The sequence below is a fragment of the Streptomyces sp. NPDC001927 genome (genome assembly GCF_053594455.1).
Genome location: NZ_JBSFEN010000005.1, coordinates 427250 through 441009, shown reverse-complemented (window position 1 = coordinate 441009; position 13760 = coordinate 427250). Strand labels below are relative to the sequence as shown.

Below are 13760 nucleotides of genomic sequence, written 5' to 3'. Positions count from 1 at the left end.
CCCCCGGACTCCTGGAGTCCGGGGGCTTTCCCTGTACACACGCGTGACGCCTACGCCTTCTTCGACTGCAGCGAGCCCGCCATCTCCGCAAGCCGCTCGAACGAGGCCGTCCCCGTGACGACCGTCGTCGCGCCGCCGTCCGTGCGCACCAGGGCGTCGTACTTCGGGCCCTCCCAGCGCTGCCAGACCTGGCCTGCGACCGTCTGGGTCTTCCCGGAGTCCTTGGCCTGCTGGGTGACCTTGGGCACGAACTTCTCCGGCTCCGCCGTCGACTGGTGGATCGCGACGTACTGGGTGTCCGGGTCGAGGAAGCCGAGCTGCCAGGCGTCGCTCTGCTCGCGCTTGTACGAGACGACGGTCGCCTTCCAGCCCTCCCCGAGTCCCTCGGGGGCCAGCACCGGGTAGGGCGCCGCCCGCTGTGCCGTCACCAGCTCGACCCGGTAGTCCTTCGCCTGGACCGGGTCGGCCTTGTCGTCGTGCGGGATGAAGAGATACATCACGCCCGCGGCGACCAAGATCACCCCGAGCGACTGGAACATCCCGCGTACCGTCTGCCTGCCTCGCATACCTGCCACGCCCACCATGGTCGCATCATGGTGTTGTGCTCATACGTGGGCCCCTCTGCTCAATTTGTCGACGTACCGATAGAGTCGCAGCACCCTCTTTATTCCGGCCGTCGCCGTACAGAAAGGTGCGCTCCGATGACCGAGCATTCCCTGCCGTCCGAGCTCGAGGTCTCCCCCGAGGCCCCCGATCGCAACCTCGCCCTCGAGCTGGTCCGTGTCACCGAGGCTGCCGCCATGGCCGCCGGCCGCTGGGTGGGCCGCGGCGACAAGATCGGCGCCGACCGCGCGGCGGTCAACGCCATGCGCACGCTCGTCTCCACCGTCTCGATGAACGGCGTCGTCGTCATCGGCGAGGGCGAGAAGGACGAAGCTCCCATGCTCTACAACGGGGAGCGGATCGGCGACGGCACCGGCGCCGAGGTGGACATCGCCGTCGACCCGATCGACGGCACCACGCTGAACGCCAAGGGCATGCCCAACGCGATCGCCGTCCTCGCCGCCGCCGACCGCGGCACCATGTTCGACCCGTCCGCGGTCTTCTACATGGACAAGCTGGTCACCGGTCCCGAGGCCGCCGACTTCGTCGACATCGACGCGCCCGCCTCGGTCAACATCCGCCGGGTCGCCAAGGCCAAGAACATGTCCCCCGAGGACGTCACGGTCGTCATCCTGGACCGCCCCCGTCACGAGGGCATCGTCAAGGAGATCCGCGAGACCGGCGCCCGGATCAAGTTCATCACCGACGGCGACGTCGCCGGTTCGATCATGGCCGTCCGCGAGGGCACCGGCGTGGACCTGCTCCTGGGCATCGGCGGTACGCCCGAGGGCATCATCTCCGCCTGCGCCATCAAGTGCCTCGGCGGTGTCATCCAGGGCAAGCTGTGGCCGAAGGACGACGCCGAGCGCCAGAAGGCGATCGACGCGGGCCACGACCTGGACCGCGTGCTCTCCACCAACGACCTGGTCAGCGGCGAGAACGTGTTCTTCGTCGCCACCGGCATCACGGACGGCGAGCTGCTGCGCGGCGTCCGCTACCGCTCGGAGACCGCGACCACGTCGTCGCTGGTGATGCGCTCGAAGTCCGGCACGATCCGGCAGATCGACTCCGAGCACCGGCTGTCGAAGCTGCGCGCGTACAGCAAGATCGACTTCGACCGGGCGAAGTAACGTCACGGCGGTCGCCTCGCGACCCACGCCCATACGGAAAGGGGCGCCCCCATGTGCGGTGGGGGCGCCCCTTTCCGTACGTACGGCCGACGTCGGAGCCGTCGCTCGGGCCGTCAGCCTGCCGCGGCGATCCGGTCCGCCGCGGCGGCCTTCTTGAGCTCCACCTCGCGGCGGCGGCGCCGGGCGAGCACCACGCGGCGCTCGGCGGCGGTGAGCCCGCCCCACACGCCGTACGGCTCCGGCTGGAGCAGCGCGTGCTCCCGGCACTCGACCATCACGGGGCAGCGGGCGCAGACCCGCTTGGCGGCCTCCTCACGCGCGAGCCGCGAGGCGGTCGGCTCCTTGGAGGGGGCGAAGAACAGCCCGGCTTCGTCCCGGCGGCACACCGCCTCCGTGTGCCAGGGGCCGGCCTCGTCCTCTCGAGCGGGGGCACGCTGGGACGGCACGGCGGCGACCTGGAGGGGCTGATGCGGCAGTGGCAGCACGGTCTACTCCTGACGACGGCTTCGCGAGCGAGAGACGATGGAGCAGCCCTACCCGCTGTGCGCGCGCCTATGCACTGCGTGCCGCCGAGTTCCGGAGTGCGGAGTCGCAGGGGCGGAATCCGGTCACTCCGTCATCCCTGGTCAGCGACGTGCGGCCGGCGACCGTCCCCCGGCCGCCCACCACCACCCGGCGTCAGTGGCCGAGGTGCTTGCGCAGCTTGTCCTGGACGACGTTCTGCAGGTCCGTGATCCACTTGCCGCGCTTGGGCTTGGCCTCGACGTTGCCGAAGAGCGAGTAGCCGTTGATCACGACGACCGGGGCCTGCGGGTCGGCGGCCTCCAGCGTCACGACCTCGAAGTTGCCGAAAATCCCCGTGCCGTTGCCGCGCAGGCTGATGTTCTCCGGAACGCGGACCTCCACGTTGCCGAAGATCGACGTGGCGTTGATCGTGGTCAGCCGCTGGGCGAAGAGCGCCTCGGTCAGGTCGATCTCGATGTTGCCGAAGAGCGCGAAGGCGTTGGTCCTGCGGCCCACCCGCCAGCGGCCCTTGCGGGTGGAGCTGGAGAAGACGGCGACCATCGTGTCGGCGGGGCCGGTGTCGTCGTCGGGGCCGTACGCGTACGTCGACTCGGGCTCCGGGCGGGGGCGGTTCCCGGCGGGCAGGTCGCTGACGATCGGCTCCAACTCGCCCACGGTCTTGGCGCGGTAGACCGCGTCGATCCGCTCGGAGTGCTCCTCGGCGTCGATCCGCCCCTCGGCCATCGCGTCCCTGAGGATGTCCGCGATCCGGTCCCGGTCCGCGTCCGAGGCCCGCAGCGAGTCACCCGGAGCCGCGGCGGGAACGGCCGGGGCGGGGGCGGGCTCGGCGGGGGCGACCGGCTTCTGAGGCTGCTTTTCGAGGTCCACGACGCCAGCGTAGCGAAACGCGATAGATCGCGACTAGGGGGCACGGCCGACGGGCCGCGCCTCCTGGGCCACTCCCAGACACCTGTCCATGTATTCTGGACAGGTGTCCACTACTCTCGCGAACCTCGCCGTCGGCCTCGTCGCCGCCCTGCACGTCTACATCCTGATCCTGGAGATGTTCCTCTGGGAGCGCCGCCCGGGGCGCGAACTCTCCGGTTTCGACGCCGACCTGGCGCGCCGGACCGCACCCCTCGCCGCCAACCAGGGGCTGTACAACGGCTTCCTGGCCGCCGGTCTGGTCTGGGGCCTGATCGCCACCGACCCCACCGGCTACCGGGTCCAGGTCTTCTTCCTCTCCTGCGTCGTGATCGCCGGGGTGTACGGCGGGCTCACCGCCAACCGCCGCATCCTGCTCGCCCAGGCCCTTCCCGGGGCCCTCGCCCTGGCCGCCGTACTGTGGGCGGGGTGATCAGCCCGACCCCGGCCCCGACCCCGGACCCACGCACAACCGACCCGCGCGCCACCGACCCCCGCGCCGCCCGCACCCGTGCCAAGCTGCGCGCCGCGCTCCTGGAGGAGTGCGCCGATGGCCCCCTCGACGAGGTCGGCGTCGCCGCGCTCGTCCGCCGGGCCGGGATCGGCCGGGCCACGTTCTACCTGCACTACGCCGACCTCCAGGCGCTCGCCGTGGACGCCTGCGCCGATGTCGTACGGGACGCGGTCGAGGCCCTGCACGCCTGGCGCGGCACGCCCGACCCGGCCGCCCCGCCTCCCGCGCTGCCCGCCTTCTTCGCCGAGGTCGCCCCGCACGCGGCGCTCTACCGGAGCCTGCTTCGGCCCGGCGGCGGCGGTCCGCTCGGCGAGCTGCTCCACCGGGAGCTGCGCGCGTACAGCGCCCGCGAGCGCGAGCTGGCCGGGGCGCCCGAGCCGGGCCTCGTCGCCTCGGCGGTGGCGGCCGCCTTCGCCGGGCTGCTCGCGGACTGGCTGCACGGCCTGATCGACGCCGGCCCCGAACAGATCGCCGCCCGCACCTGGCGGCTCCTGATCGCCCTCCACCGCACGCCCCTGACCTGAAGCGCCGCGACCGCGCTGGCCTGAAAGCGGCGCCACACTCCACTTCGGCGTGATCCCGCCCCCTAGTGAGCCTTACCTCACAGGATCGGTGGCTCGCCCGCGTTCTACGCTGGAGGAGGCGCCGCCAATGGAGGTGGCGTCGCCGTCTGCCGAGTGAGGAATGGCTGCCGTCATGCCAGAGTTTTCGTACTCCGATCTGCTCCCCCTGGGAGAGGACACCACGCCCTACCGCCTGGTGACCGCCGAAGGTGTCTCCACCTTCGAGGCCGACGGCCGTACGTTCCTCAAGGTCGAGCCGGAGGCGCTGCGCACCCTCGCCGCCGAGGCGATCAAGGACATCCAGCACTTCCTGCGCCCGGCCCACCTGGCCCAGCTGCGCCGGATCATCGACGACCCGGAGGCGTCGAGCAACGACAAGTTCGTCGCGCTCGACCTCCTCAAGAACGCGAACATCGCCGCCGCCGGCGTCCTGCCCATGTGCCAGGACACCGGCACCGCGATCGTCATGGGCAAGCGCGGCCAGAACGTGCTGACCCCGGGCCGCGACGAGGAGGCCCTGTCCAAGGGCATCTACGACGCGTACACCCAGCTCAACCTGCGGTACTCGCAGATGGCCCCGGTCACCATGTGGGAGGAGAAGAACACCGGCTCGAACCTGCCCGCGCAGATCGAGCTGTACGCGACGGACGGCGGCGCGTACAAGTTCCTCTTCATGGCCAAGGGCGGCGGCTCCGCCAACAAGTCCTTCCTCTACCAGGAGACGAAGGCCGTGCTCAACGAGGCGAGCATGATGAAGTTCCTGGAGGAGAAGATCCGTTCGCTCGGTACGGCCGCCTGCCCGCCGTACCACCTGGCGATCGTCGTCGGCGGCACGTCCGCCGAGTTCGCGCTGAAGACCGCGAAGTACGCCTCCGCGCACTACCTGGACGAGCTGCCCACCGAGGGCTCGGCCGAGACCGGCCACGGCTTCCGTGACAAGGAGCTTGAGGAGAAGGTCTTCGAGCTGACGCAGAAGATCGGCATCGGCGCGCAGTTCGGCGGCAAGTACTTCTGCCACGACGTCCGCGTCGTCCGGCTGCCGCGCCACGGCGCCTCGCTGCCCGTCGCGATCGCCGTGTCCTGCTCGGCCGACCGCCAGGCCGTCGCGAAGATCACCGCCGAGGGCGTCTTCCTTGAGCAGCTGGAGACGGACCCGGCGCGCTTCCTCCCGGAGACGACGGACGAGCACCTGAACGAGGCCGACGAGGCCTCGGACGTGGTGAAGATCGACCTGAACCAGCCGATGGACGAGATCCTCGCCGAGCTGACCAAGTACCCGGTCAAGACCCGGCTCTCGCTGACCGGTCCGCTGGTCGTGGCCCGCGACATCGCGCACGCCAAGATCAAGGAGCGGCTCGACGCGGGCGAGGAGATGCCGCAGTACCTGAAGGACCACCCGGTCTACTACGCGGGCCCGGCGAAGACGCCCGAGGGGTACGCCTCCGGTTCGTTCGGCCCGACGACGGCCGGCCGGATGGACAGTTACGTCGAGCAGTTCCAGGCGGCGGGCGGCTCCAAGGTCATGCTGGCCAAGGGCAACCGGTCCAAGCAGGTCACCGACGCGTGCGGCAGCCACGGCGGCTTCTACCTGGGCTCCATCGGCGGCCCGGCGGCGCGGCTCGCGCAGGACTGCATCAAGAAGGTCGAGGTCGTCGAGTACGAGGAGCTCGGCATGGAGGCGGTCTGGAAGATCGAGGTCGAGGACTTCCCCGCGTTCATCGTCGTGGACGACAAGGGCAACGACTTCTTCCAGAACCCGGCCCCGGAGCCGACGTTCACCCACATCCCGGTCCGCGGCCCCGGCCTCGGCTGACCTGCCTCACCCACGCGTCACGACGCCCCTCGGTCCCCCCGGACCGAGGGGCGTTGTCGATCCCGCCATCGGTCCCGTTGTCGATCTCCGCTCAGAAACTCGCTACCAACCGGTAGCTTTCCCGTCGCCTACTGGCCAGTATTGGCCGCGAGCATGTCAACCACTGAGCCGGTCGACCACTCGGGAGCCCCCCATGCCCTCCACCCCCCTCCTCAGGCGCGCCGCCGCCGGAACCACGGCGACCTTCGCCCTGACCACCCTGCTGGTCGTCGTGCCCGCGCCCGCCGCCTCCGCGGCCGACCCGGACACCCACTCGACGTCGGCGGCCGCCTTCGACAAGGTCGACTACACGACCTGGCGGCGTGATGTCGCGGCCGTCGTCGCGCAGGCGCGTCCGTACATCGAGGAGCGTTCCAAGAACGCCGGCCGCGAGAAGCAGGCGATCGTCCTCGACATCGACAACTCCTCCCTGGAGACGGACTTCCACCCCTTCTGGGAGCTGCCGACCCCGGCCATCGCCGACGTCCGCGACCTGGTCGAGGACGCCCACGAGCGCGGCGTCGCGGTCTTCTTCGTCACCGCACGGCCCGGCATCATCTACTCGCTGACGCACTGGAACCTGAAGCAGGCCGGCTACCCGGTCGACGGTCTCTACGTGCGCTCCCTGCCCGACCTGTTCGCGGAGGTCAGCGCGTACAAGACGGAGAAGCGCGCGGAGATCGAGGGCAAGGGCTACACGATCATCGCCAACATCGGCAACAACACCACCGACATCGTCGGCGGCCACGCCGAGCGCGCCTTCAAGCTGCCGGACTACGGCGGCAAGCTCTCCTGATCCGCCTCAGCAGGCGCCGGATAGTCTCGCGCGCATGAGACATCCGATACGGGTCCTGGTCCCGGCGTTCGCCGCACTCGCGGCCGCCGGGACCCTGACCGGCTGCCTGGGCACCACGCCGACGCCCGACGACGTCCCCCAGGGCTCGAAGTCCCCCTCCGCCACGGCCACCAAGGCGGCGGCCGGGTCCCTCGGGGCCCCCGGGAGCGCCTGCGCACTGCCGGTCTCCTTCGGGCTGGCGGCCGACTGGAAGCCGGCGGCCGTGAAGCTCACCGACGACGAGGCGTTCGCCATCATCGGCAAGCAGGGGCCCGCGACGCTGGTCTGCGAGGTCGACGCGAAGCCGGCCGGCAACATCGGCTATCTGCGTGTGTGGACGGCCGGCAAGGGCCCGGCCCGTACCGCCCTCGAAGGGTTCGTGAAGGCGGAGGAGTCCACCTCCAAGGTCTCCTACAAGGAGACGAAGGCCGGTGCGCTGCCGGCCGTCGAGGTGACCTACACGGTCTACAACAAGCTGATGGAGGAGTCGAAGGAGGAGCGCGCCTTCGCCGTCGCCGCCCCGAAGGGGACGGTGATCGTCCATCTCGGCGGCCTGGACACCGAGGAGCACCGGGAGATGATCCCGGCGTACGACCTCGCCCGCTCCACCCTGAAGGCCGACCAGTAGCCGGGACATGACCGTGGCCCCCGTCCCGCACCGGACGGGGGCCACGGGGTTCAGGTCAGACGAACCGCTGGTTCGCCGAGCCGTCGCAGTTCTGCAGCCGCAGCGGCTGCTTCGCCGCCGCCTGCGTCAGGCAGAGCCCGGTCGCGGCGCTCGGCCGGATCGTGGCCCCGTCGCGGACGAACTTCTGGTTCGCGGCGCCCGAGCAGTTCCAGACGATGAGCGCCTCGCCCGCGCGGTAGCGGGCGCCCGGCACGTCCAGGCAGCGGTCCTGGGTCAGCTCGGTGTGGACGGTCTGCCGGGCGGAGTCGTACCACCAGCCCTGGTTGCGGCCGCCGTGGCAGTCCCAGCCGAGGACGGCCGTGCCGTTGGCGCTGGCGGAGGCGTTCACGTCCACACAGTTGCCGGTGGCCTCGTTCTTCAGCGGCTTGTAGACGTCGTCCCAGGCGTACGGGAAGAGGGTCGGCGTCCCGCTGGAGTTGACGTCGGCGCAACTCGCCTCACGGAGGCCCGAGTTGTAGATCTGGGTGAGGCAGGACGCGAAGGCGCGGTGGCCGCTCGCGTTCGGGTGGAAGGACTGCCGGACCGAGTTCTCGTCCGGGGTGCCGGGCTTGGAGAGGTCGATGTACAGGCCCCGGGCCCAGGTGTCCTCCATGCAGACCTCGTGGCCGTGGAAGAGCCGGGAGTTGTCGAGGTAGGTCGCCCCGGTACTGGCGGCCGCCCTGCGCATGCCGCGCTCGAAGGCGGGGACGGCGGTGTTGCGGCCCCAGACGGTGTCGGAGTCGTAGCCGAGGCCGCCGCAGACCAGCTTGCCGGGGAAGTTCGGGTTGTCCTTGAAGTCGGGGCCGATCGGGCTCGGGTAGCCCATGACGACGAGCTTGTAGTCGCCGTCGGCGTATCCGGCGTCACGCATCACGGTCTTCAGGTCGCGGACGGTCTGCTCGACCTTGGGGACGAGGGCGTCGACGCGGGCCTGCCAGCCGGCGGCGTACTTCGGCTCGCAGGGGCCCTGGAGGGTCAGGTACCGGGTGACGCAGTCGGTCATGACGGGGCCGAACTGGAGGTCGTCGTTGGCTCCGGCGACGAGCACGACCATCTTGATCCGGGTGTTGCGGGCCTTGATGGCCAGGTTGTCGCTCTGGACCAGCTCGTCGGCGTACTGCTTCGAGCCGCCGATCCGGATGTTGCCGGTGTAGCCGCCGGAACAGGACACGTTGAACGTGAGGTCTGCGGCGATCCCGGTGCGGTGGATGGCGGCGTCGGGCGAGCGGTGGCACCAGTTCGTCGGCCCGTTGGTGGGCGGCTCGTAGGTGCCGACGCCCTCGCCGGAGATCTCGCTGTCGCCGAGCGAGATCAGCCCGGTCCTGCGCTGCGCGAGCGGGCGCTCCTCGGGGCTGCCGTAGATCGTGGTGGCCTCGGCGGCCCGGATCGCCTCAAGCTCGGGCGGGAGCGGTGCCGAGGAAGAGGAGGAAGCGGTACGGGGAGTGGCCTCGGCCGCGCCGGCGGGGGCGACGGCCGTCATGGTTCCGAAGGCCGCGGCGGCCGCGGCCGTGGCCGCGATCGCCCAACGGAGTCTGTACCTGGTGCGCCTCATTGCGCCTCCTGGAAGTGGGGTTACCCACGGTTTTTACTGGCCGGTAAGCGCAATGGGAATAGCCAGAACAAGACAAGTGCTCACCTTTGTATGGAGGTTGACGTCATGAACGAGGACTTGAACGACGACAGGAACGGCGGCGCGGGCGGTGGCCTGGGCGGCACCGTGAGCGAGTACCGCATCGAGCGCGACTCGATGGGCGAGGTGCGGGTCCCCGTGCACGCCAAGTGGCGGGCCCAGACCCAGCGGGCCCTGGAGAACTTCCCCGTCTCCGGGCAGCGCCTGGAGGGCGCGCACATCGCGGCCCTGGCCCGGATCAAGGCGGCCGCCGCCAAGGTCAACGCCTCGCTCGGAGTGATCGACCAGGACCTCGCGGACGCCATCGTGGCCGCCGCCTCCGAGGTCGCCGACGGCGACTGGGACGCCCACTTCCCGGTCGACGTCTTCCAGACCGGCTCCGGCACCTCCTCCAACATGAACACCAACGAGGTCATCGCCACCCTCGCCGGCGAACGGCTCCCCGAGGGCCGCGAGGTCCACCCCAACGACCATGTGAACGCCTCGCAGTCGTCCAACGACGTCTTCCCCTCCTCCATCCACATCGCCGCCACGGCCGCCGTGACCCACAACCTGATCCCGGCCCTCGACCATCTGGCCGCCTCCCTGGAGCGGAAATCGGCCGAATTCGCGGACGTGGTGAAGTCGGGCCGTACGCACCTCATGGACGCCACGCCCGTCACCCTCGGCCAGGAGTTCGGCGGCTACGCGGCCCAGGTCAGGTACGGGATCGAGCGGCTGCGCGGCTCCCTGCCCCGGCTCGCCGAACTCCCCCTCGGCGGTACGGCGGTGGGCACCGGCATCAACACGCCGCCCGGCTTCTCCGCCGCCGTCATCGCCGAACTCGTCGCAGCGACGGGCCTTCCGCTCACCGAGGCCCGCGACCACTTCGAGGCGCAGGGCGCCCGGGACGGCCTGGTGGAGACGTCCGGCCAGCTCAGGACCATCGCCGTCGGCCTCACGAAGATCTCCAACGATCTGCGCTGGATGGCGAGCGGCCCGCGCACCGGCCTCGCCGAGATCAACCTCCCCGACCTCCAGCCCGGCTCCTCGATCATGCCCGGGAAGGTGAATCCGGTCATTCCGGAGGCCGTTCTGATGGTCGCCGCGCAGGTGACCGGAAACGACACCACGGTCGCGGTGGCGGGCGCGGCCGGGAACTTCGAGCTCAACGTGATGCTCCCGGTGATGGCCAAGAACCTGCTGGAATCCGTACGACTCCTGGCCAATGCCGCGCGGCTCCTTGCCGACCGGACGGTCGACGGGATCACCGCCAACGTCGAACGGGCCCGCGAGTACGCCGAGTCCTCGCCGTCCGTCGTCACCCCGCTGAACAGGTACATCGGCTACGAGGAGGCGGCCAAGGTCGCCAAGAGGTCGCTGGCCGAACGCAAGACGATCCGGCAGGTCGTCCTGGAGGGCGGGTACGTCGAACGGGGGGCGCTGACGGTCGAGCAGCTGGACGAGGCGCTCGACGTGCTGCGTATGACTCATCCGTGACCTGGATCGCAGCGGCCGGTGGGACGCGCCCCTAATATCTGCGCATGACAGGATCGGGCGACTCTCACCACTGGGCGCCGGGGGACCACATCCTCTGGCGCTACCGCGACAACGGCTCCGGCGACGTGCACATCTGCCGGCCGGTGACCGTCGTCCGCGACACCCCGGAACTCCTCGCGGTCTGGATGGCGCCGGGCACCGAGTGCGTCAAGCCGGTGCTCACCGACGGCAGGTCCGTGCACCAGGAGCCGCTCGCCACCCGCTACACCGCCCCGCGCACCACGGCCCGCGCCCGCTGGGCCGGCGAGGGCGTCCTGAAGCTGGCCCGGCCCGGCGAACCGTGGTCGGTCTGGCTGTTCTGGGACCGCGGCTGGCAGTTCCGCAGCTGGTACGTCAACCTGGAGGAGCCCCGCACCCGGTGGTCCGGCGGCGTCGACTCCGAGGACCATTTCCTCGACATCTCCGTCAACCCCGACCGCAGTTGGCTGTGGCGGGACGAGGACGAGTTCGCGCAGGCCCAGCGCGACGGTCTGATGGACGCGGCGCAGGCCGCGCGGGTGCTCGCGGCGGGCGAGGCGGCCGTCGAGACCCTACGGGCCTGGGGGGCTCCGTTCCGCGACGGCTGGGAGGACTGGCGGCCCGATCCGGGGTGGACCGTGCCCGAGCTGCCGGCCGACTGGGATCGCACTCCGGCGCACACCGCTCCGTGAGACCCTTGATGCGCCCCCGGGGTGGAAACGTAGGATCGTCCTCCGCAAGGCGGTGATCCACCGGACGAGGCGTCAACCACAGAGCACAGCGCAGGACCTGACCGTAAGTCATTCTGAGGGGGAGAGCAGTGCCGGACGTCTGCCCGGGTGTGCCGACCCCTGTCGTAGCCGCTGCTCGCGGGGCATTCACATCCACCGCGCGCCAGGGGTTTATCCCCCGTGAAGGCGCGGCATCGGCGAGAAGAGCGAGTGCATCGCACCACCGGCCCGGACGGACGGAACCCCACGCGTGACGGAGCATCCCACCTCCCACGAAGGCCGGCAGCCGCTGGCTGCCCGGCCGCATGAGCGCACCCGCCCCCGGCAGCAGGCGGCCGAGGCACCGGTGCCGGCCCAGCCCGGCGCACCCGACGGCGGTGGCCGTCCCGCGCCCGGGCAGGCCGCCGCACGCCCGCCGGCCGGGGCCGGCGGCCCCGCGGCCGCCCAGCAGGGCGCGCAGCAGGGCACCCAGCCGAACGCGCCGGCAGCCGCTATGGCGGTCACCGCGTCCCCGGGCACACCGGCCGCCCCGGTCGCGCCGGACGTCGCCGCCGCGCGCCGCGAGGGCGACCGGCTGCGCTTCGTCGGGGCCGCGACGCGGCGGATCGCGCGCGGCATAGACCTCGACGAGATCGTCCTGGGCCTCTGCCGCGCGACCGTGCCGACCTTCTCCGACGCGATCCTGGTCTACCTCCGCGACCCGCTCCCGGTGGGCGACGAGCGCCCCGTCGCACCGTTCGTGCTGCGGCTGCGCCGCACCGATCGGCTGCGCTTAGCGGAGGTGGAGGGCGAGGAGCTGACGCTCGTCCCCGACCCGGACCCGACCCCCGCGGCCGAACTCTGCGAGGTGCGTTCCGGCGGGGCCCTGGCCGAGGTGTTGCGCGGTGTCCGGCCGGTCTTCGGCGACTCCGCCGCCGCCCGGGCCGCGCTGCCCGAGCTGCTCGGGCCCGAGCACACCCTGCCCCGCGGCCACCGGGCGATCCTGGCCCCGCTGCGGGGGCGGCGCCGGGTCATCGGCGCCGCCGTCTTCCTGCGCCGCCCCGAGCGGCCCGGCTTCGAGCCGAACGACCTGCTCGTCGCCGCCCAGCTCGCCACGCACACGGCGCTCGGCATCGACAAGGCCGTCCTGTACGGCCGCGAGGCGTACATCGCCGACGAGCTCCAGCGCACCATGCTGCCGGACTCGCTGCCGCAGCCGACCGGTGTCCGGCTCGCCTCCCGCTACCTCCCGGCCGCCGAGACGGCCCGGGTCGGCGGCGACTGGTACGACGCGATCCCGCTGCCCGGCAGCCGGGTCGCGCTGGTCGTCGGCGACGTCATGGGCCACTCCATGACCTCCGCCGCGATCATGGGCCAGCTGCGGACCACGGCGCAGACCCTGGCAGGGCTCGACCTGCCTCCGCAGGAGGTCCTGCACCACCTGGACGAGCAGGCCCAGCGGCTCGGTCAGGACCGGATGGCGACCTGCATGTACGCGGTGTACGACCCGGTCTCGCACCGGATCACGATCGCCAACGCGGGCCACCCGCCGCCGATACTGCTCCACCTCGGCGGCCGGGCGGAGGTCCTGCGGGTCCCGCCCGGGGCGCCGATCGGCGTGGGCGGGGTCGACTTCGAGGCCGTCGAGCTGGACGCCCCGGCGGGCGCCACGCTGCTCCTGTACACCGACGGCCTGGTCGAGTCCCGGCTGCGCGACGTGTGGACCGGGATCGAGCAGCTGCGGGAGCGCCTTGCGGCCACCGCCCAGCTGACGGGTCCGGACCACTCGCCGCCCCTGGAGGCGCTCTGCGACGACGTCCTCGACATGCTCGGCCCGGGCGACCGGGACGACGACATCGCGCTGCTCGCGGCCCGTTTCGACGGGATCGCGCCCAGTGACGTGGCGTACTGGTTCCTGGAACCGGAGGACGCGGCACCGGGACGGGCCCGGCGGCTCGCCCGGCGGGCGCTCGCCCGCTGGGACCTGGAGGAGCTCTCCGACTCCGTCGAGCTGCTGATCAGCGAGGTCGTCACGAACGCCGTGCGGTACGCGGAGCGGCCGGTGACCCTGCGGCTGCTCAAGACCGACGTGCTGCGCTGCGAGGTCGGCGACGACTCGCCGCAGCTGCCCCGGCAGCGGCGGGCGCGGGACACGGACGAGGGCGGTCGCGGGCTCTTCCTGGTGAACCGGCTCGCGCGGCGGTGGGGGGCGACCCGGCTCTCGGGCGGCAAGGTCGTCTGGTTCGAACTGGCGACTCGTACATGACAATCAACGAACGACCCTAGAGGCCGCTCCCCCAACCGCGAACCCATCTAATTCCAGACAAATGT

Annotated in this window: 13 protein-coding genes; 9 read left to right on the top strand and 4 right to left on the bottom strand. The window is 71.3% G+C overall.

All coding sequences use genetic code 11. The features are described from left to right. Positions 1-50 precede the first annotated feature (50 nt). Entirely contained in the window at positions 51-584 is a 534-nt protein-coding gene (locus tag ACWCO8_RS15970) for a DUF4245 domain-containing protein (protein ID WP_451032686.1), read from the bottom strand. Positions 585-701: 117 nt separating this feature from the next. Here ACWCO8_RS15970 and glpX point away from each other — a divergent pair, with 117 nt between their 5' ends. Beyond that, positions 702-1733 (top strand): class II fructose-bisphosphatase, encoded by a 1032-nt coding sequence (glpX, locus tag ACWCO8_RS15965; protein ID WP_384512049.1) that lies wholly within the window; start codon positions 702-704, stop codon positions 1731-1733. Between the two features lie 113 nt (positions 1734-1846). On the opposite strand, the gene ACWCO8_RS15960 is transcribed toward glpX, so the two are convergent. Next, positions 1847-2218, bottom strand: coding sequence for a WhiB family transcriptional regulator (locus ACWCO8_RS15960; RefSeq protein WP_362010936.1), 372 nt, complete (start codon positions 2216-2218; stop codon positions 1847-1849). Positions 2219-2411: 193 nt separating this feature from the next. Then, positions 2412-3125 carry a DUF1707 SHOCT-like domain-containing protein gene (locus ACWCO8_RS15955; RefSeq protein WP_451032685.1) on the bottom strand — a complete coding sequence of 238 codons (714 nt, stop codon included), beginning with the start codon at positions 3123-3125 and terminating at the stop codon, positions 2412-2414. Positions 3126-3228: 103 nt separating this feature from the next. Here ACWCO8_RS15955 and ACWCO8_RS15950 point away from each other — a divergent pair, with 103 nt between their 5' ends. From ACWCO8_RS15950 to ACWCO8_RS15930, 5 genes are all read left to right on the top strand, one after another. Continuing rightward, positions 3229-3594, top strand: a complete 366-nt coding sequence (locus ACWCO8_RS15950) for a DUF1304 domain-containing protein (protein ID WP_451032684.1) — start codon at positions 3229-3231, stop codon at positions 3592-3594. Then, positions 3591-4199: a TetR/AcrR family transcriptional regulator gene (locus ACWCO8_RS15945; protein ID WP_451032683.1), complete on the top strand. Its 609-nt coding sequence runs from the start codon at positions 3591-3593 to the stop codon at positions 4197-4199. The genes ACWCO8_RS15950 and ACWCO8_RS15945 overlap by 4 nt, the downstream gene beginning before the upstream one ends. Before the next feature lie 172 nt (positions 4200-4371). Beyond that, positions 4372-6051, top strand: a complete 1680-nt coding sequence (locus ACWCO8_RS15940) for a fumarate hydratase (protein WP_451032682.1) — start codon at positions 4372-4374, stop codon at positions 6049-6051. Between the two features lie 193 nt (positions 6052-6244). After that, the gene (locus ACWCO8_RS15935) at positions 6245-6886 is read left to right on the top strand and encodes an HAD family acid phosphatase (protein ID WP_451032681.1); all 642 of its coding nucleotides are present in this window, start codon (positions 6245-6247) and stop codon (positions 6884-6886) included. A 34-nt stretch (positions 6887-6920) separates the two neighbouring features. Beyond that, positions 6921-7553 (top strand): lipoprotein, encoded by a 633-nt coding sequence (locus ACWCO8_RS15930; protein WP_451032680.1) that lies wholly within the window; start codon positions 6921-6923, stop codon positions 7551-7553. A gap of 55 nt (positions 7554-7608) precedes the next feature. Here ACWCO8_RS15930 and ACWCO8_RS15925 read toward each other — a convergent pair whose 3' ends face one another. Beyond that, positions 7609-9144: a ricin-type beta-trefoil lectin domain protein gene (locus ACWCO8_RS15925; RefSeq protein ID WP_451032679.1), complete on the bottom strand. Its 1536-nt coding sequence runs from the start codon at positions 9142-9144 to the stop codon at positions 7609-7611. Positions 9145-9249: 105 nt separating this feature from the next. On the opposite strand from ACWCO8_RS15925, the gene ACWCO8_RS15920 reads away from it, so the two are divergent. From ACWCO8_RS15920 to ACWCO8_RS15910, 3 genes are all read left to right on the top strand, one after another. Beyond that, positions 9250-10701, top strand: a complete 1452-nt coding sequence (locus ACWCO8_RS15920) for a class II fumarate hydratase (protein WP_451032678.1) — start codon at positions 9250-9252, stop codon at positions 10699-10701. A 44-nt stretch (positions 10702-10745) separates the two neighbouring features. After that, entirely contained in the window at positions 10746-11411 is a 666-nt protein-coding gene (fomD, locus tag ACWCO8_RS15915; protein ID WP_451032677.1) for a cytidylyl-2-hydroxypropylphosphonate hydrolase, read from the top strand. A gap of 289 nt (positions 11412-11700) precedes the next feature. Then, positions 11701-13695: a SpoIIE family protein phosphatase gene (locus ACWCO8_RS15910; RefSeq protein ID WP_451032676.1), complete on the top strand. Its 1995-nt coding sequence runs from the start codon at positions 11701-11703 to the stop codon at positions 13693-13695. Positions 13696-13760: the final 65 nt, after the last annotated feature.